The organism is Hamadaea tsunoensis DSM 44101 (genome assembly GCF_000428945.1).
In the GTDB taxonomy this organism is placed as follows: Bacteria; Actinomycetota; Actinomycetes; order Mycobacteriales; family Micromonosporaceae; genus Hamadaea; species Hamadaea tsunoensis.
In genome coordinates, this window is sequence record NZ_AUAX01000021.1 from 97,644 (window position 1) to 115,122 (window position 17,479).

Annotated in this window: 17 protein-coding genes and 1 pseudogene; 4 read left to right on the forward strand and 14 right to left on the reverse strand. The window is 69.3% G+C overall.

The features are described from left to right. Positions 1-63: 63 nt before the first annotated feature. From G401_RS0127660 to G401_RS0127700, 7 genes are all read right to left on the reverse strand, one after another. Entirely contained in the window at positions 64-852 is a 789-nt protein-coding gene (locus G401_RS0127660; RefSeq protein WP_027345022.1) for an SDR family NAD(P)-dependent oxidoreductase, read from the reverse strand. Positions 853-908: 56 nt separating this feature from the next. Next, positions 909-1,850, reverse strand: a complete 942-nt coding sequence (locus tag G401_RS0127665) for an NADP-dependent oxidoreductase (protein ID WP_211240858.1) — start codon at positions 1,848-1,850, stop codon at positions 909-911. Continuing rightward, positions 1,847-2,671, reverse strand: coding sequence for an alpha/beta hydrolase (locus G401_RS0127670; RefSeq protein WP_027345024.1), 825 nt, complete (start codon positions 2,669-2,671; stop codon positions 1,847-1,849). The genes G401_RS0127665 and G401_RS0127670 overlap by 4 nt, the downstream gene beginning before the upstream one ends. A 177-nt stretch (positions 2,672-2,848) precedes the next feature. Further along, positions 2,849-4,465: a SulP family inorganic anion transporter gene (locus G401_RS48905; protein WP_051367242.1), complete on the reverse strand. Its 1,617-nt coding sequence runs from the start codon at positions 4,463-4,465 to the stop codon at positions 2,849-2,851. 16 nt (positions 4,466-4,481) lie between these two features. Beyond that, positions 4,482-5,510, reverse strand: coding sequence for a DUF4331 family protein (locus tag G401_RS0127680; protein ID WP_027345025.1), 1,029 nt, complete (start codon positions 5,508-5,510; stop codon positions 4,482-4,484). Positions 5,511-5,535: 25 nt separating this feature from the next. Beyond that, on the reverse strand, positions 5,536-5,949 hold the full coding sequence (locus G401_RS53420; RefSeq protein WP_051367243.1) for a cupin domain-containing protein: 414 nt from the start codon (positions 5,947-5,949) through the stop codon (positions 5,536-5,538). 503 nt (positions 5,950-6,452) lie between these two features. After that, on the reverse strand, positions 6,453-7,205 hold the full coding sequence (locus G401_RS0127700; protein WP_034593319.1) for an SDR family oxidoreductase: 753 nt from the start codon (positions 7,203-7,205) through the stop codon (positions 6,453-6,455). A 58-nt stretch (positions 7,206-7,263) separates the two neighbouring features. On the opposite strand from G401_RS0127700, the gene G401_RS0127705 reads away from it, so the two are divergent. Beyond that, positions 7,264-7,623 (forward strand): MerR family transcriptional regulator, encoded by a 360-nt coding sequence (locus G401_RS0127705; RefSeq protein ID WP_027345027.1) that lies wholly within the window; start codon positions 7,264-7,266, stop codon positions 7,621-7,623. 143 nt (positions 7,624-7,766) lie between these two features. Here the strand turns inward: G401_RS0127705 and G401_RS0127710 are convergent, their stop codons facing one another. The 5 genes from G401_RS0127710 to G401_RS0127730 form a co-directional block, all read right to left on the reverse strand. Next, positions 7,767-8,594, reverse strand: a complete 828-nt coding sequence (locus tag G401_RS0127710) for an amidohydrolase family protein (RefSeq protein ID WP_027345028.1) — start codon at positions 8,592-8,594, stop codon at positions 7,767-7,769. Next, positions 8,594-9,742: an isocitrate/isopropylmalate dehydrogenase family protein gene (locus tag G401_RS0127715; RefSeq protein WP_027345029.1), complete on the reverse strand. Its 1,149-nt coding sequence runs from the start codon at positions 9,740-9,742 to the stop codon at positions 8,594-8,596. The genes G401_RS0127710 and G401_RS0127715 overlap by 1 nt, the downstream gene beginning before the upstream one ends. Next, the gene (locus tag G401_RS0127720; protein ID WP_027345030.1) at positions 9,739-10,938 is read right to left on the reverse strand and encodes an acyl-CoA dehydrogenase family protein; all 1,200 of its coding nucleotides are present in this window, start codon (positions 10,936-10,938) and stop codon (positions 9,739-9,741) included. The genes G401_RS0127715 and G401_RS0127720 overlap by 4 nt, the downstream gene beginning before the upstream one ends. Positions 10,939-10,948: 10 nt before the next feature. Continuing rightward, positions 10,949-12,061 (reverse strand): acyl-CoA dehydrogenase family protein, encoded by a 1,113-nt coding sequence (locus G401_RS53425; RefSeq protein ID WP_027345031.1) that lies wholly within the window; start codon positions 12,059-12,061, stop codon positions 10,949-10,951. Between the two features lie 101 nt (positions 12,062-12,162). Further along, a complete protein-coding gene (locus G401_RS0127730; protein WP_157546419.1) occupies positions 12,163-13,119 on the reverse strand; it encodes a U32 family peptidase in 957 nt (318 codons plus the stop codon). Positions 13,120-13,889: 770 nt separating this feature from the next. Between G401_RS0127730 and G401_RS0127735 the strand changes: the two genes are divergently transcribed. From G401_RS0127735 to G401_RS57265, 3 genes and pseudogenes are all read left to right on the forward strand, one after another. Beyond that, positions 13,890-14,888, forward strand: coding sequence for a zinc-dependent alcohol dehydrogenase family protein (locus G401_RS0127735; RefSeq protein ID WP_027345033.1), 999 nt, complete (start codon positions 13,890-13,892; stop codon positions 14,886-14,888). Then, positions 14,885-15,727: a TIGR03619 family F420-dependent LLM class oxidoreductase gene (locus G401_RS0127740; RefSeq protein WP_027345034.1), complete on the forward strand. Its 843-nt coding sequence runs from the start codon at positions 14,885-14,887 to the stop codon at positions 15,725-15,727. The genes G401_RS0127735 and G401_RS0127740 overlap by 4 nt, the downstream gene beginning before the upstream one ends. 30 nt (positions 15,728-15,757) lie before the next feature. Beyond that, positions 15,758-15,847: pseudogene (locus tag G401_RS57265) on the forward strand (transposase); the annotation flags it as partial. Between the two features lie 3 nt (positions 15,848-15,850). On the opposite strand, the gene G401_RS0127745 reads toward G401_RS57265, so the two are convergent. Together G401_RS0127745 and G401_RS56210 are read right to left on the reverse strand one after the other, a co-directional pair. After that, on the reverse strand, positions 15,851-16,774 hold the full coding sequence (locus G401_RS0127745) for a GNAT family N-acetyltransferase (protein ID WP_027345035.1): 924 nt from the start codon (positions 16,772-16,774) through the stop codon (positions 15,851-15,853). 469 nt (positions 16,775-17,243) lie between these two features. After that, the gene (locus G401_RS56210) at positions 17,244-17,471 is read right to left on the reverse strand and encodes a hypothetical protein (protein WP_157546422.1); all 228 of its coding nucleotides are present in this window, start codon (positions 17,469-17,471) and stop codon (positions 17,244-17,246) included. Positions 17,472-17,479 lie beyond the last annotated feature (8 nt).

Sequence of the window (17,479 nt, forward strand, 5' to 3'; positions counted from 1 at the left end):
ATCCAGCGGGCCTCGGGTGATTCCCCGTAGTGATGCTGCCGGTGTGGCATCTCCGGTCGTCGGTCAGAGTGTCGCGATGAGACCGCCGTCAACGACGAAATCGGCGCCGGTGACATTGCCGCTGCGGTCACCCGCCAGGTAGACCACCAGGGCGGCCACCTCGTCCGGTCGGGAGAACCGGCCGGTGACGGAAGCTCCCGCCGCACCGGCTGCGACGTCGGCCGCGGTCGAGCCGGCGGCCTCGGCGATCGTCGTGGCGACTCCGCCCTCGGCGAGCCACAGCGCGGTACTGACCGGGCCGGGGCTGACCGTGTTCATCCGGATGCCCCGGCCACCGACCTCTTTGGACAGCGCCTTGCTGAAGTTGAGCAGTCCGGCCTTGGCCGCGCCGTAGTCGATGACCATCGGGTCGGGCAGCCTCGCGTTCGCCGACGCCACCGTGACGATGCTGCCCGCGCCCCGGCGCAGCAGGTGCGGCAGGGCGGCCCGGGTCGTGCGTACGGCCGCCATCAGGTTGACGGTCCACATGGTCAGCCAGTCCTCGTCACTGACCGACAGGAAGCCACCGGTACGCGGACGCACAGCGCCGACGTTGTTCACCAGGATGTCGATGCCGCCGAACGCGGCCACCGCCTCGGCCACCAAACGCGCGGGTCCGTCCGCGGTGGATAGATCAAGCTCCGTCGCGCGTACCGGGGCGGTATGGGCCAGGGCAGCCAGTTCGTCGCCGACGTGCCGCGCGCCGGCCACGACGGTCGCGCCCTCGGCCGCCAGCGCCTGAACGACGGCCAGCCCGATACCGCGGCTGGCCCCCGTGACCACGGCGACCTTTCCGGACAGGTGTAGATCCATGACATATCTCCCATCCGCCGGGCAGGGCACGGATGCGCCCTGCCCGGCAGTGTCCGTCAGCGAACGATCAGTACCGTCTTGCCCGGCGGCCTGGGAAGTGCCCCGGACTCGTACGCCTGCCGGCCCTCGCTGACCGGGAAGGTCCGGCTGACGATGGGCCGCAGCCGTCCGGCGTCGACGAGATAGGCGAGCTCGCCCAGCTGCGCCGAGTCCGGTCGCACGACGAAGAACGACGCCCGTACGCCGTACCGCTCGGCCAGCCCCGCCGGCGGCGGAGCGCTCAGCGTGACGAGCCTTCCACCCGGCCTCAGCGCCGCGAACGACCGTTCGAGGGTGGCCCCGCCGACGGTGTCCAGGACGACGTCGACATCCCGCACGACGTCGTCGAACTGCTCGCGGGTGACGTCGACGAACCGCCCGGCACCCAGGTTCCGGACGAAGGGCGCCTGCGTCCCGACGTCGGTCGCGATGACGGTGGCTCCCGCGATCACAGCCAGCTGTACGCCGTACACCCCGACGCCGCCCGCTCCGCCGTGGACCAGCACGGTCTCGCCCGGCTTGATCTCGGCGTACTCGTGCAGAGCTTGAAAGGCGGTCAGGGCGGCGAGCGGCAGCGCGGCGGCCAGTGCGTGCGGCACGGACCGGGGCTTGCCGGCGAGGGCCTCGGCGGGCACGGTGACGTACTCGGCCGCGGCGCCGTCCCGGTCGAACGCGACCAGGCCGTAGACCTCCTCGCCGACGGTGGGCCGGGTCACGCCCGCGCCCACCGCCGCGACCGTTCCGGACACTTCGTGCGACGGGATGACGGGTGTGCGGTCCGTGCCGTCGCTGTGCGTCCAGGACAGGTCCCACGACAGCTCGGCGAAGGTGATCGCGGCGGCGTGCACCGCCACCAGCACCTCGCCGGGGCCGGGGTAGGGCACCGGAGCGTCCTCGTAGACCAGCTGCTCCGGACCGCCCCGCCGGTGGGCGCGCAGCGCCTTCATGGTCGCGGTCATGACCGCGCACCGTCGGAGGACCGGTCGAGCTGCTGCTTGTCGAGCCATTCCAGGCTGGCCTCGGCCACCGCCCGCCAGCCGCTGTCGATGGTCAGCGAGTGCCCGCGATCGGGGAACTCGATCAGATCGGTGACCGCGGCCGAGTCCCGGTACAGCTTCGCCGTCGCCTTCGTGATCGCCTCCGGGACCGTGTGGTCCTGGCCGCCCATCACCAGCAGCAGCGGGCCGCGGTCCGCGTTGCCGGTGTCGACCTTCGCCGGCGAGTGCGGCGCGAAGTTCGCTGCGGCCGCCTCGAACAACGGCTTGCCCGGTGCGGGAATGGCCCAGCGGGCGTACAGGTCGTCGGACTCCTCCTCGCTCACCGCGTTGCCGAAGCTGTACCGGAACTGCCCGGCCGTCAGCGAGACGGCCCGGTGCCGGTTCGCCGGGTTGCGGAACACCGGCAGCGTGGACCGCAGCGACGACAGCGGCAGCGGGAGTACGCCCTTGATCTGGGCGGCGTCGATGGCGACCGCGGCGGCCGCCAGGTCCTCGCCGAGCAGCTTCTCGGCGATCATCCCGCCGAACGAGTGTCCGACGAGAATCGGCCGCTGCGGGAGTGCTTCGATGATGCGCGCGTAGTGCTGAGCGACGTCGTCGATGCCGTGATCGGCGATCGCGTCGGGGTTGTCCCGGGCCTGCTCGACCGTGGCGGCGATGCCCGGCCAGCCCGGCGCGATCGGCGCGTACCCGGCCTGTTCGAACAGCCGTACCCACGGCTGCCAGGACGTCGCGTGCAGCCACAGTCCGTGGATGAAGACCACGGGGATTCCGCCTGCCATGATTCCTCCTAAGGTGAAAACTCTCCCTTGATCCTGCTGAACGGGGCGGCGGGCGGCTTGAGTCAGGCGACTGAACGGGCTACCGCCTCTGCTCGATGAGGCCGAGGGAGGAGAGAGCCTCGGCAGACCGCGGAACTGGAATTCACCGCCGACACGGTCACCGCTTCACACTCAGAATCAGCGCCGTTCGGTTGGGGTGATCGCCGCCTGAACGGCGGCGTCGATGGTGGTGAACGCGGGCACGGCCGCGAGGTCGCTGGCCGAGACCGCCACGTTCGCGTTGCGGTACAGGTGCACGAAATACAGGTCGCGGCCGTCGGCGGCCAGGCGGCGATGCAGGGCGATCAGGGCGTCGACGACGCTGAGGCGCAGGCTGAAACTCGCGGTCAGATCGAGGATCACCACCCGCCGGGGTACGCCTGCCACAGCGGCGTCCACGGCGGCGCGAAGCTGCCCGGTGGTGGCGAAGAACAGCGGTCCGTCGGGGCGCAGGATCACCTGTCCGGCGAACGTACGCAGATCGGGATGCGCGTCCAGCGCCAGGTAGGCACCGTCGGCGGACCGGCCGAGTTCGGAGACGCGCAGGTGCCCGGCGTCGGCGATGAAGATCAGCAGGGACAGGGCGACCGCGAGGAGCAGGCCCGGCAACAGGGTCAGTGTGACGACGCCGAGCACCGCCGCCATCGCGACGGCGAAGGCGCGCCGGTCGCGGCGGTAGTAGGTGCGCAGCGGTGCGAGCGACAGGAACGGCCGCACGGCCATGATGACGACGGCCGCCAGTACGGGTTCGGGCAGGTACGTGAACAGCGGTGTGAGCCAGACGGCGACCACGAGAAGCAGACCCGCACTCATGATCGGCAGCCAGCGGGTGCGGGCTCCCGCGCCGGCCGCCGCCGTGCTCGCCGACGGGCTGCCGGTCACCGCGGCCCCGCCGACCAGGCCGGCGAGCAGGTTGGCCACGCCGAGACCGGTCATCTCCCGGTTGGCGTCCAGGGCGGGCTGGTCGTCGTCGCGCAGCCGGTCGGCGACGCCGTGGCCGAGCACGAACGTGATCAGGGCCAGGCCGGCCGCCGCCGGCAGCAGGTGCAGCCAGGCGCCGGCGGTCAGGTGCGGAAGGCGTACCAGGGGCAGGCCCGCGGGCACCTGCGGCACGTGGTGCAGGCCGTAGCGGTGCAGGCCCAGGGCGTACGCGGCGGCTGCGGCGGCCACGAGGACGATCAGACTCGACGGTACGCGCGGCAGCCGCCGTTCCAGGAGGTACAGCGCCGCCAGGGCGACGACGCCGACGGCCAGCGAGACGAGACTCCAGCCGGAGTGGGCGCGCAGGATGTCGTGGCCGCGGACGAACACGTTGCCGTCGCGGGTGTGCACGTCGACCATGACGGCGGCCTGCCGCACGACGATGACGACGGCGAGACCGAACAGGAAGCCCCGCAAGGCTTCCGGGGCGAGGAACCGGGCGATGAAGCCGCACCGCAGCAGGCCGGTGACGACCAGGATCGCCCCGGTGAGCAGAGCCAGGGCGACGGCGTACGCGCTGCGGTGCACGGGATCGGACGCCAGGCCCGCGACCGCCGCCGAGGTGAGGACGGCCGTGGCCGCCGTGGCGCCGACGATGAGCTGCCGGGACCGGCCGAGCACCGCGTACGCGATCACGCACAGCGGTGCCGCGGCCAGTCCCTGTGCCGGTGCGATCCCGGCCAGCTGAGCGAAGGCGACGGTTTCGGGTGCGAGCAGCGCCACGGCGGTCAACGCGGCGACGCCGTCGGAGCGAAGGACGCCGGACAGGGACATGTCGCACCCGCCCCGCTTACTTCTCGCCGGCCGGCAGGACGTACGGGAACGTCTCCTGGCTGCGCTTGACGTCGCCCGCCTTCAGGCCGCCGGGGATGGCGGAGTTCGTCGCGAGCGAGAACATGATCTCGGGCGCGTTGTCGGCCAGGCGACGGCCGTTGAACCCGGCGAACCCGAACAGCGCCGCCGAGCCCACCTCGTACGCCATCAGGTCGGGAACGATCCGGTCGGCGAGCATCTTCGCGTACTCGTCGGGGCGGTCGGATGTGCCGCGACGGCGCACGACGGACGCGATCAGCTCGATGACGTCCTGCCGGTAGTTCGTGACGTCGTCGGCCGGGTGCGTGGTGTTGGACTCGCTGGCGAGGTCGCTGTCGGCGTCGCGGAAGATCGGCCAGATCATCGGCAGGCCGGTGCGCCCGGCCTGCCGCCAGCCGCCCGCGTCGGTGGCGAGCTTGGTGGTGCTCCAGGCGGAGATGCGCCGTCCCGCGGTGAGGCCGCCGGTGCCGACCGGGATCGCCAGGACGATGGCGTTGACGGTGGAGCCGGTGAACGTGTCGCGGGCGACGCCTGCGACCCAGTGAGTGAGGTCGGCGTCGCCGCCGTGCAGGACGGTCTGGTCGACGGCGTCGAGCTGCGACAGGTCGAGGTAGAACGGTTCGACGGCGGTGCCCGCCCAGATCCGGCCACCGTCGTCAGTGGACAGTGCATCGCCGGTACGCCCCGTGGCGACGACGGTGCCGGTCGCCGCGTCGTCCTGCGCCGCGGGCCCGTCGAGCCGCCAGACCGTGTACGCCTGAGCGCCGTCCTGGGTGGCGTCGAACGCGAAGCGGTAGGTGATCGCCTCCCGCTCGGCGCCGTCGAGGTGGATCTTGAATTCGTAGCGGGCTTCGGGATGGAACGCGTCCGGATGCTGGTCGGCGGCCAGCGACGTACGCGTGTCCATGACGAACACGGTGGCGCCGTCGGCGTCGAACACGTACTGGTCGGTGATGTTCAGCCGGGGATCCTGACGGGCCAGCGGCGAATCGAGGTGATGCGACATGACGAAACTCCTTTGTGGAATGGGATCAGCGGCCGAGTTCGGGTCCGTAGGCGTCGTCCCAGTCGCGGCGCTCGACGTCGAGGTTGAAGTCGCCCGGCGACTCGAACGTCACGTGCGTCATCGGCGTACCGGGTGCGGCGCCGTGCCAGTGCCAGGTGCCGGGCGGGTTCGAGACGACGTCGCCCGTACGCACGACGTGCACGCCCTCGTCGTCGGCCACCACGCCGACGCCGTCGACGATCACCAGATGCTGGCCGCCCTCGTGCTTGTGCGGCACGGTGCGCGTACCGGCGCCGAAGTGCACCGCCAGCGAGTCCAGCCCCGGCAGGGCGCTCGGCAGATGCTGGACGCGGACGTCGTCGGGATGGTTGAACAGCGTACGCAGCGGCTCGGGTACCGGTTCGCCCTTGGCGTCGCCGGTACTGGCGAAGGTATCCATGGCTCCTCCTGGAAGGCCGGTCCGGCGGGCCACCCCCGCCGGTGTCGCCTTCCAGATTTCGCCATGTACGGTCTGCGACGCTTGCGTCAATCGACTGCCTGGCGTACTGCACCCGGGAACGCCATGACCAGGGCATGTTTTGAGAACGCTGCGAGGTTGATCGTGATCGGCGCCCTGGAACTCACGTTCGAGACCATCGACTGCCCGCTGATCCGGTGCGGTCTATAGCCATCGTCGTGGCAGGGCGCATCCGGACAACGGCACGGCCGCCGCCGCCACGACCTGAGTCCGAGCGCTTCGAGCTGCGCCGTTGTTCTGATGAGACAACCGCTTGATATCGCTGAACTCCAGCTCGGGTGGAGCCTCATCGAGTACTGTGGCGATGTCGCCGAGTTCAGCGACGAGCGCTGAGAGCGTGGCGCTCGTCTCGTCGCGCCGGGCCGGCGCGAAGACCGAGGTCAGCCATTGGTCGAGAATCAATGTCGGCGGACCTACCTGCCGAATTAGATCGTGTACCCGCCGTCGACCGCGATTCCGGTGCCGGTGAGGTACCGTCCGCCGGGACCCGCCAGGAAGGCCACCGCCTCGGCGATGTCCTCGACCTCCCCGTAACGGCCCAGTGCCGTCAGCGACCGCTGGAATTCTGCGGTTTCGCCGTCGGCGGGGTTCATGTCGGTGTCGATCGGGCCCGGATCCACGGTCGTGACCGTGATGCCGCGTGGCCCCAACTCGCGGGCCAGACTCTTGGTGAGCCCGACAAGTGCCGACTTGGCCATCGCCTGCAGGACGAAGTTCGCCCCGGGCACGCGGCCGTTGAAGCACGAACCGATGCTGATGATCCGCCCGCCGTCGCCCAGGTGTCGGGCGGCGGCCTGCGCGGCTAGAAACACCGACCGGATGTCGATGGCGATCACCCGGTCCAACTCCGGTTGGGACACTTCCTCGATGCACCCGTAGGCGAGCTCGCCGGCGTTGTTGACAAGAATATCGAGCCGGCCCAGGCTGCGAACCGTCTCCTCGACGGCACTGGCCGCGGCGTCCGGCTCTGACAGGTCCGCCCGGAGAACCATCGCCCGGCCGCCATCAACCTCGATCCGTCGAGCAACCGCATCGGCCTGTTCCCGCGCCCGGACGTACGTCAACGCCACCGTCGCACCCGCGGCGGCCAAGCGGCCGGCGATCGCGGCGCCGATGCCGCGGCTGCCGCCGGTGACAAGGGCAACTTTGCCTGCCAGATCCTGGTGTGTGTTGTTCATGCAGGCATGCTAGAAGTTGACATCAGTGTCAACTTCTATCGCCAGTGACGGGAAGCACATGCGGATCGGAGAACTTGCCCAGCGCAGCGGAGTTAGCCAACGCTCCCTTCGCTACTACGAGGCACAGGGATTACTGACCGCGCCGCGTACGCCCGGCGGGCACCGCGACTACGGCGAGTGGGCCATCGACCGCGTGGTACGGATCCAAATGCTGTTCGCGGCGGGCCTGCACAGCCAGAAAATCGCCCAACTGCTGCCCTGCATGAAGGACGCCGACGGCACCCCGAACGAGCGCGCCACGCCCAAGCTCGTCGCTGAGCTGACCGCCGAACGCCGGCGCATCGACCGCCTCATCGCCGACTTGCTGCTGTCCCGCGATGTCCTCGACGAGGCGATCGGCTCGGCGACGTCCGAGTGATCCACGCCCGGTGACCCGCCAGAAGTCGCGGGCCGGGGGTTCCCTCTGCGGTCGGTTCTGCGGAGAGGCGCTCCGGTTGTGAGCGATGACGGCAGGCGCTGCGGAATCATCCAGGGATTCGAGCGGCTAGGGCGACACCGCCCTCACTGCCAGTCGACCCAGCGCAGCAGCGCTCCACCCAGCACCAGGTCCATCTCCTCGCCGCTCAGGTGGGCCAGCGCCGTGCCGAAGAACCGCAGGTTGTCCTCATAGGAGCAGGGTAGCCGGGTCCAGTCGCTGCCCCAGAACACGCGGTCCGGTCCGAAGGCGTCCACGACACGCCGGAGCGGATCGTGGACATCGGCGAACGGGTAAGGCTCCCGCGAGTGGCAGGGTAGCGCGGAGGCCTTGACCGCCACGTTGGGCAGCCGCGCCAGAGCGAGCAGGTCGGGCAGGTCGGCGTACGCCTCGGCGCCGGTCTTCTCCACCGGAATGGCGAGGTGGTCGACCACCAGCCGCAGACCGGGGTGGCGCTGGGCGACCCGGCCCAGATCCCGTACCAGACCAGGCGGGTAGACCATGACCGGCAGGCCCGCGTCGCCCGCCGCGGCCCAGAACCACTCCGTCGCGCCGTCGAGGAACGCGCCGCGCAGCGGCTCGCGATGGAGGGTGACGCGAACCCCGAGCAAGCCGGGCGCATCGCGCCAGCCGGGCAGCAGCCGCGCGTGGCCTGGTTCGGTCAGCGGTACGCGCCCCATCACTGCGAACCTGTCGGGGTGGGCCCGCGCCGCGGCGAGCGCGACGTCGTTACGGTCGCCTTCCCACGACGGCGGCACCAGCACAGCCCGGCCCACGCCCGCCGCGTCGAGCACCGCGAGCACCTCGGTGCTGTCGGGCGGCACAGGGCGGTGCGCGGTGTGGCGCGCGTGGGCGGGCCACGGCCGGGCCTCGGAGTGTACGCCCCACACGTGCACCTGGGCGTCGACGAGCATCAGCCGCCTGCCGGGGCGAGTTCGGTGATGATCGCGGTGGTGACCGCGGACGCGGGCGACGCGCGGTGTGCGCCGACGAGGTCGTAGGTGAGCACCTCGCCCTTGCTGAGGACGGCGCGTACGGCCGACTGGATGTTGTCGGCGGCGGCGAGCAGCGTTTTGTCGTCGCGCTGCTCGCCGAGCCAGGTCAGCATCTCGGCGGCGGCGAGGATGGTCGCCATGGGATTGACTCGGTCCTCGCCCACGTGCTTGGGCGCGGAGCCGTGGATGGGTTCGAACATGGCGTGCCGGTCGCCGATGTTGCAGCCTACGGACATGCCCATGCCGCCTTGGAGCGCTGCGGCCAGTTCGGTGATGATGTCGCCGAACATGTTGGGCGCGACCACGACGTCGTAGTGCTCCGGCTGCCGTACGAGCCACTGGGTGAACGCGTCGACCAGCACGACCTCGCGCTCCACGATGGGGTATTCCGCGCCGATCTCGTGCAGGACGCGCACGAACAGCCTGCAGCCGTGCAGGATGTTGTCCTTGACCACGCAGGTGACCCGCCGTACGCCGTCGGGCCGGACCCGGTCGGGGCGGATGGCGGCCTCGAACGCGCGACGGATGATGCGTTCGGTGGCGGGACGGGTGACGACGCGGGTGTCGATGGCGACGTCCATCTCGCCGGCGGCCATCATCTTTCCACCGATGCCGGAATACAGGTCCTCGGTGTTCTCCCGGAAGAACAGCATGTCGACGTCCTCGGGCTCCCACACCTGACGGTGCCGGCCGGAGATCAGGTGCCGCACGCCGGGTAGCAGTTTCACCGGGCGCATGTTGGCGTACAGGTCGAGGTTGAGGCGGTTGCCGACGATGGCCGACCAGCCCGCCATCTTCCCGTCCGGGCGCAGGAGTGTGCCGGAGCCGTCCTCGGCGGGCCAGCCGATCGCACCGAGTAGCAGGGCGTCGGCGTCGGCGCAGCGCTGCGCCGAGCCGTCCGGCCAGTCCTGGCCGTGTTCGAGGAAATACCGGGCCCCGCAGGGGATCTCGTCGTAGGCGAGGTCCAGCCCGTGGACGGCCGCGGCGGCGTCGAGCACCCGCCGGGCCTGCCCGACGACCTCGGCGCCCACGCCGTCGCCGGGCAGTAGCGCAATGGTGTAGGTCATGTGTTCGCTCCCGTCAGTCCGTGCGGATCGAGGTCGAGCCCGGTTCCGTCCAGCCGGTCGAACGGCTGGTAGACCGGTGGTAGGCCGATCTGTTGGGCGACGAGTTCGCGGAGCCGGTTGGACGCGAAGCCGCCGATGACGTTCATGGGCGCGTCGCGATACAACCGTTCCACGGTGTTGCCCGGTGTGAGGCCGCGCGAACCGAGCACCTGAACGGCGCGGTTGGTGGCGTGTACGGCCATCTCCGTGGCGTACGGCTTGAGCATGCCGACGAGGTCCTGCACGAGCCGTCCCTCGGTGCGGTGCCACGCGCAGCGGTACGCGAGCAGGCGGGCGGCGTCGATCTCGGTACGCGTCTGCGCCAGGGCGGACTGCACAGCCTCCATGTGCCCGAGGACGCGGCCGAACGCGAACTGCGAGCGCGCCTGGTCCACGGCGGCCTCCAGCGCGGACTCGGCGATCGCGATGGCGGCGATGGAGATGAACAGCCAGCCCCACGCCATGCCTTCGGGGAACTGTTCGAGCCGCAGGGGCAGGACGTTCCTGGCGTCCACGTGAGCGTTGTCGAACACGAGGCCGCCCCATGGCATCGCGCGCAGTCCGATGTGGGGCATGCTGTAGGTGCGTACGCGCTCCTGCCGCAGGTCGACGAGCGCGTAGCACCAGCCGTCCTCGTGGTCGGGCAGGCGAGCGAAAACGACGCCGAGGTCGGCGTTGGTGGCATTGGTGATACGGGCTTTCTCGCCGCTGATCGTGTAGTGGTCGCCGGATCGGCGCACCGTCGTGGTGTATGTGCCCGCGTCGCTGCCGGAGGTGGTCTCCACGACCGGGAAGCACGCGATCCGCTCGCCGCTGACCAGGGAATCGATCAGGCTCCGGTGGTCGTCCAGGTTGCCGTAGGCGCTGATGAGCTTCACACAGACGAGCGCGGACATGGTCGCCGACCAGAACGTGCTCGGGCACGCACGGGCCAGCGTTTCCATCGCCATTGCCTGCGCTGGTCCGTCAAGACCGAACCCGCCCAGCTCTTTGGGGTGGAATACCCGCAGGTAGCCGCTGTCGACGACGTCGCGCCAGTTCTCCACCGGTAGCACGCCGGTCTCGTCCGCGGCCTGCGCGCGCTCGGCGATGCCGGTGAACCGCTCCTGGAGGTGGGTGAGCAGTTTCTGCGCGTCGGCGTCGATCGAGTAGTCCATGGAGTGCTCCTCAGTTCGCGGTGAGAGCGAGCAGTGGGTGGGCGACGGCCGCGCGTAGGACCTCGGTCCCGCCGGCGGCTGCGGTGAACGCGGGCCAATCGCGGTGCAGCCGGGCCACCACCGGGTCGGGGTCTTCGCCCGCGAGCTCAGCGGCCAGGCGGGTCGCGCCGGGCAAGGCACCGGCGAGGAACAGCTTGGCGGCGGCCGGGTTCTGCCGGGGGACCTCGGCCAGCGTTCCCAACTCCCAGGCAGCGCGGTGGAGCAGGCCGCTGGCGAGTTCGGCGGAGGTGTGCACATCGACCACCGCCAGCCGTACCGACTGCGAGCGGGCGAGGTCGGACGTGGCGGCCAGTTCCGTTGCACGCCGGGCCAGGAGGCGCAGCAGCCCCAGCCATGGAGCGGCGACCAGCGTCCGGTCCAGGGCGGCGAGTAGCGGCACGAGTTGCTGTGCCGCCGCGCCGGGCGCGCCGAGCACCGCGTCGTGGCCGACCTCGCAGCCGACCAGCTCCACCTCGCCGATGGGGCAGGTCCGCAGCACGGCGGGTTCGGTGCTGCGTACGGACAGGCCGGGTGTCTCACGATCGAGGAGGAACGCGGTGCGTCGACCGTGGTCGGTCACGGCGGTCAGCAGGAACGTGCCCGCGACCGGCGCGTTGATCGTGTTGTGCAGGGCGCCGTCCAGCCGCCAGCCGTTCGGGGTGCGGACGGCGTGGACGCCTGGTGCGCCGCCGGTGGTCTCGGCCAGGGCTACGGCCGCGACCCGCTCGCCGGAGGCGATCGCGGGTAGGAGCCGTTCGCGCTGGTGGACCGATCCCAGGAACGAGATCGGTACGCCGCACAGCGCGCTGTGAGCGGTCACCGACAGCGCCAGTCCGGGGTCGCCGGAGCCCTCGCCGAAGCCCTCCAGCAGGGCAACGGCCTCCAACGGTGTGGCGCCGCCGCCGCCGTGAACGGCCGGGAGCGCGATGGCCAGCACGCCGTGTTTGGCGAGTTCGGTGAACAGCACGGGGTCCCACTCGGCGTGCCGGTCCCGGGCGGCTGTGCTTTCCTCGACGAGAACGCGGCCCGCGCGCCTGCCCCTGTTGTGGAGTTCAGGCAGCTCACCATCGAAGGTGAGATTCATACTTCGCGTTACCCTTCAGTGCGATGAGAGGGGTGTGGTCCGGCCTGGTGGCGATCGGACGGACCACACCGTTACGAGACGTGTCCCAGTGCCGCCGGCACTCAGACCTTGACCGGCACACAGCGGTGCGGCGACTTGTCGCTGATGTACTCCGCCTCGACGCCGGACTTCCGCAGGTACTCCAGGCACAGCCCGACGCGCTGTACGCGCTGGCGGATGGTGTTCTCGTTCACCGGGTCGTGCGGGTGGGACTGAGCGCTGGCACCGATCTTGAGCATCATCGGCGAGCAGATCTGAACAAGTTCGGGGACCTCGTAGAACCGGATGAAGCCGCCTTTGCTGCCGTAGACGTCGGTCGGCAGATCGATGGTCAGGTCCGGGGCCGCCTTGCGCATGTCCTGCAGGACCGCGAGGCCCAGGTCATGCATGGTGGTGACACTGTCCGCGCCGTTCTCCTTGTAGACCTTTGCCGTCATCGGGTTGGACACGATGCAGTGCGACGACGACTTGATCATCAAATCGGCGGGCAGCACACCGGCGTCGCGCATCTCCTTGAGCATCCGGATGACGCCGAGGTCGTAGGCGATCAGGCCGCGGCACCCCATCTCGGTCAGTCGCAGCGCCTCCTCGGCCGTCTGCGCGAGCGCGTCGTTGTTGTTGATGCGGCGGCCCTGCGAGGCGCCGAAACCGCCCCGGTAGAAGGCCGCTTTGCGGTCGTATTCCGGGCGCGGGCCCAGCGCGAACACCATGCCGACGCCGTTCTCCCGGCACAGCGCGAGCATGTCGAGCACCTCGGCGTCCGACAGCAGCATCGCGCCCAGCGTCTCGTTGAACCGGGTGACCGGCAGGCCTTCGGCCTGGAGCATGCCCAGGGTGGCCTCCAGCACGCGGAAGTTGTTGACGACGGGGATCTCCACGCCGTAGTGGCCGCCGTCCGCGAACTCGATCCCGGACGCCTCCAGCGGGATCTCGTCGCTGTAGGGAAGCCCGTTGTCGCGCAGCCACGTGCGGGCACGTGAAGCGCCGCGCGTGACGTCAATCTGCAAAGTACCGGTCATCGAATCCCCCTAGATTACGAAGACATGGGTCAAGGGTGGGTAGTGCACAAGTCCATCGACGCGCAGGTGTCGAACGATACTGACAAACATCGATCTAAGAAGATGGTCAGCCGGCTGTGGCGGCCGGGATTCCCCGGCGAAGCTGGATGAATTCATCGATTGCGTCGATGTCGCGGCTGCGGGTATGAACGGATACCGCGCATGGGGCAGCGTCGTTACGCAGCTTCGGGAATCCGACGTGCCGCCAGGTGGATCGGTGCGGTGCTCCCTCGCGACCCGCGCGGCCGTTGGCCGTTCGGGGCGGTCACCGGAGGTGCCACGCCTTTGGCCACGTCATGTCGGACGTTGTGGTCCAGGCGAAGCGGTGTGGGTGGGTGCCGTGGTGTGGTCGTCGAATATTCACCTTTCTTCCTGATTGGACAGACCTTCTGACCTGACAATTGAGGGCAGCGACCTCAACTACCGGGTGGGTTGCTCGACCCGCTCTTCCCCCCATGATCATAATGTGAGGCGTTGGAGCAGGGCTTTCTGCACCGTGTCGCGTTCGTCCATAAGGGACATCGGCCACGGCCGATCGCACTCACTATCACGCCACAAGATTCGCGATCATGCAAACACCTATGCCCGCACCAGCTGAGCAGTCATTCGCAGGCAACTTGCGGTGCAAAGTGGCAGGTCAGCGCGTCGGTCGCGCCGCAACAGCACGGAAGTGATTTAAGTCATACTTTCATTTGTCCTGCACGAAGCATTCAAGTGGAAAGCTCTGGCACATGGCAGTCAATGTCCGGTTCCACCAACTCGGCGGTCCCGAGGTGCTGCAACTCGACGACATACCGATTCGGGAGCCACGACCAGGAGAACTGCATCTCCGGGTGCATGCCATCGGGCTGAATCGGGCGGAGGTGAACTTCCGTCGTGGTCACTACATCGACAAACCGCGCGATTTACCGTGCGGGCTCGGATATGAAGCGGCGGGAACGGTGGTGCGCGTCGGACCGGGTGTGACCGGATTCCGCGCCGGTCAGCCGGTGAGCGTTGTACCCGCGTTCTCGCAGAACGACTACGGCACCTACGGCGAGGAGATCGTGGTGCCCGCCTCGGCCGTCGTCCGGCTGCCCGCCTCAGTCGACCCCGTGACCAGCGCCGCCGCCTGGATGCAGTACCTCACGCCGTACGGCGCGCTGGTCGACATCGGCGGGATCCGCGCGGGCGACGTGGTCGTGGTGACTGCCGCGACCAGCAGCGTCGGCCTGGCCACGATCCAGCTCGCCCGCCTGGTGGGCGCGGTGCCCATCGCCGTCGTGCGGTCGGCGGACAAGGCCGACGCCGTACTCGCCGCAGGCGCGGAGCGGGTCGTGACCGTCGGCGAGGACCTGGTCGAGACGGTGCGCGAGGTCACCGACGGACGTGGCGCCGACTTCGTGTTCGACGCCGTGGCCGGCCCCGGCGTCCACGAACTGGCGCGGGCCACGGCCACCGGCGGTCAGCTGATCGTCCACGGCACGCTCAGCGGCGAGCCCACCCCATTCCCCGGCACCGACGGCATGCGCGCCCTCGTGATGCGCAGCTACACGCTGTTCGAGTTCACCTACGTGCAGCACCGGCTGCGCCGGGCGGAGCGATTCATCAGCACGGGCCTGGCCTCCGGAGCGCTGCGCCCGGTCGTGGACCGTACCTTCGACCTGACCGAAATCGTGCAAGCGCACAGCTATCTGGAGTCGGAAGCGCAGACCGGCAAGGTCGTGGTCACCGTCCGGGGGCACTCGTGAAGTTCGGATTCATCGCGTTCCCCACCCGCGAGTCGATCCGACCCGGTGAGTTCGCCACGCTGCTCGAGTCACGCGGGTTCGAGTCGCTTTTCTACCCCGACCACACCCACATCCCGGCGATCACACCGGAACGGTACGACGTGCTGGGCCTGGCTCCGGAGTTCCGCAACGGCCTCGATCCGTTCGTGGCGCTCGCGGCGGCCGCGCAGACCACGACGACGCTCAACATCGGCACCGCCGTGGCGCTGGTAACGGAGCGAGACCCGCTCGTCACGGCCAAGGCCGTGGCATCCCTGGACGTGCTATCCGACGGCCGGATGCACTTCGGCGTCGGCCCCGGCTGGATCTTCCAGGAACTGCGCAACCACGGCGTGGCGCCCGAGGACCGGTGGGCGGTCCAGCAGGAGCGAGTGGAGGCGATGCGTGCGATCTGGACCAACGACATCGCGCACTACCACGGTAAATTCGTGAACTTCTCACATGTCACGTCGTGGCCGAAACCGATACGGCGCCCGCATCCACCGATCCTGGTGGCCGGGAACGGCCCGAACGTGGCCAAGCGAGTGATCTCCTACGGAGACGAGTGGATTCCGATGCTCCGGCCGGGTGTGCTGGACGACATCGCCGAATTCCGTCGGACCGTCCGGAAACCGGGTTCGGACGAGCCGATTCCGGTGACGCTGTTCGGCGGTCTCCCCGAGGACGTGGCGGCGTACGAGCGCGCCGGCGTGGACCGCTGCCTGTTCTGGCCGCGCCCGATGAACACGACCGACACCACCGCGCTGGTCGACCGCATCGCGCTGCTTTTGGGTGGTCGGCTGACCGCCGACCACGTGTAGGGGCGTCCGGGTCGGAGGCCGGTGCTACGGTCGCACAAAACGATCTCCAACATCACTGACGCCGTGCTGGATGGGGTCAAGGCGTGGCAGACCCGGCCCCTGGAAGAGATCAACCCGATCTGCTCACAGCGAGCGGGTGAACATCTTCCGGTGGGCGAAGTTGTGGTATTCCGCGCGCTGGAACGCTTTGAACATGCCGATGTTGCCGGCGTCGCAGTCGCCGCGGATCTCCTCGGCCCCAGCGTCGACGAGTACCTGGGTGCCTCGGGCGACCACGCTGGTGGCGTAGCCCTGACCGCGGCCGATCCTCGCGACGGCGACGAGGCCGATGACCGCCGAGGCGGGTGTACGCGCCGGCATGCTGATCGCCACGGGCGTGTCCGCCGCGTCGTAGCCGATCTCGTACCAGCCGGGCTGGTGGTCCATCTCGAGCATGTCGGCGATGTTGCGTTCGGCCGCGCCGCGCAGGCCGTGCTGGGCGATCTCCGCCTGGAAGATCGAGTCCTGAGTGTCGGTGAGGGCGTCGGCGAACAGCTCCACGAACGGCGTCTCACCCACGTCTGCCAAGGACCGCCAGTGCAGTCGCTCGTCCTGTACCGGCATCGGGTCGCCTGCGGTCCATAGGAACCTGCGGCCGTCGCGAGCGAGGGTGAACCCGGCGTCGGCGAGCAGCTTCTCGCGTAGCTGTGGATCCCGTTGGAACTGGGGAGCCTGGGCGGGGCCGTCCAGGACGTGTCCCTGGGTCTGTGCGCCCAACTCGCGGGCAAGCTCGGCGGCGTACGCCAGCAGCGCCTCGCCGGTGTCCGGGGTGCCGGGTTCCACCAGCACGATGTCCATCGGCACCGTGCGGCCGGGCATCGTCCACAGCACGACGTTGCCGGTCAACCGGCCGTCGCGCTCGGCGACCAGGCACCACTCGGGTCTTGTGCAGCCGTTCTCCAGCAGTCGGGACAGGTACGCAGCGGTCGCCGCGTTGCGTTCGTCGTCGTCCGGACAGGTCGTCAGCGCGGGTAGCTCGTCGGGACGGGCGGTACGAATTCTCAGCACAGTCGGGTTCTTTCTTCGTCGATGGTGGGCAGTGCGATCCGGGGTCGTCGTCTTTCAGGTCCTTGCTCAGCGAGTTTCCTGGCGGTCTCGATGGGGCGATGCCACTCGCCTTCCTCGACGAACGCCTACCTGAACCTAGGCGGGGCCAGTTCTGTTCGGTCACCCGGCAGGGGGGTCGGATCTTCGGTTCAGGGCGTGCCGAACCAGCCGGAGAGCGCTTCGCGCAGCGCGTGTAGCAACCTCGCAGGAGGGTGTCACTTCGGGTGGCGGTCGTTGGACCGTCGCGATTTGCGGCACCACATCAATGAGACGTCGATGTATCGACTGATGCCTATTGCCGGCCGGTCGATGTCCAGTCGTACGCGAGTGGTCGACGATCTTCCCGAGGAATCAGCCGAACGGATTCCCTCTGCCCGGATCGTACCTTTGAATCGCGGGCGGTGTCCTCGACAGGCTCATTGCTGACGTATCAACGTCGCATTCGGCAGCCGTACGGCGTACTGCCCGGTCCAAACGCGACCGTCGCACCGACCCATTCAACGATATTGCCCAGCGTAGCCTCGTCGATACGATGGCGGCCGATCGTGAATTGCTCGTCGGGCATGCGGGCGTGTCGGGTCGGCGTTGTACGCCATCTGTCCTTCACAGCCTGGCCGGGCGACAGGTAAACCGGGGTATCGGCCTGCGACAGGCGCATGGCCTCAT

Excerpts from the sequence above, each read along its gene's own strand:
- G401_RS0127660 (WP_027345022.1), bottom strand. The coding sequence starts at position 852 with ATGGATCTACACCTGTCCGGAAAGGTCGCCGTGGTCACGGGGGCCAGC.
- G401_RS0127665 (WP_211240858.1), bottom strand. The coding sequence starts at position 1,850 with ATGACCGCGACCATGAAGGCGCTGCGCGCCCACCGGCGGGGCGGTCCG.
- G401_RS0127670 (WP_027345024.1), bottom strand. The coding sequence starts at position 2,671 with ATGGCAGGCGGAATCCCCGTGGTCTTCATCCACGGACTGTGGCTGCAC.
- G401_RS48905 (WP_051367242.1), bottom strand. The coding sequence starts at position 4,465 with ATGTCCCTGTCCGGCGTCCTTCGCTCCGACGGCGTCGCCGCGTTGACC.
- G401_RS0127680 (WP_027345025.1), bottom strand. The coding sequence starts at position 5,510 with ATGTCGCATCACCTCGATTCGCCGCTGGCCCGTCAGGATCCCCGGCTG.
- G401_RS53420 (WP_051367243.1), bottom strand. The coding sequence starts at position 5,949 with ATGGATACCTTCGCCAGTACCGGCGACGCCAAGGGCGAACCGGTACCC.
- G401_RS0127700 (WP_034593319.1), bottom strand. The coding sequence starts at position 7,205 with ATGAACAACACACACCAGGATCTGGCAGGCAAAGTTGCCCTTGTCACC.
- G401_RS0127705 (WP_027345027.1), top strand. The coding sequence starts at position 7,264 with ATGCGGATCGGAGAACTTGCCCAGCGCAGCGGAGTTAGCCAACGCTCC.
- G401_RS0127710 (WP_027345028.1), bottom strand. The coding sequence starts at position 8,594 with ATGCTCGTCGACGCCCAGGTGCACGTGTGGGGCGTACACTCCGAGGCC.
- G401_RS0127715 (WP_027345029.1), bottom strand. The coding sequence starts at position 9,742 with ATGACCTACACCATTGCGCTACTGCCCGGCGACGGCGTGGGCGCCGAG.
- G401_RS0127720 (WP_027345030.1), bottom strand. The coding sequence starts at position 10,938 with ATGGACTACTCGATCGACGCCGACGCGCAGAAACTGCTCACCCACCTC.
- G401_RS53425 (WP_027345031.1), bottom strand. The coding sequence starts at position 12,061 with ATGAATCTCACCTTCGATGGTGAGCTGCCTGAACTCCACAACAGGGGC.
- G401_RS0127730 (WP_157546419.1), bottom strand. The coding sequence starts at position 13,119 with ATGACCGGTACTTTGCAGATTGACGTCACGCGCGGCGCTTCACGTGCC.
- G401_RS0127735 (WP_027345033.1), top strand. The coding sequence starts at position 13,890 with ATGGCAGTCAATGTCCGGTTCCACCAACTCGGCGGTCCCGAGGTGCTG.
- G401_RS56210 (WP_157546422.1), bottom strand. The coding sequence starts at position 17,471 with ATGCGCCTGTCGCAGGCCGATACCCCGGTTTACCTGTCGCCCGGCCAG.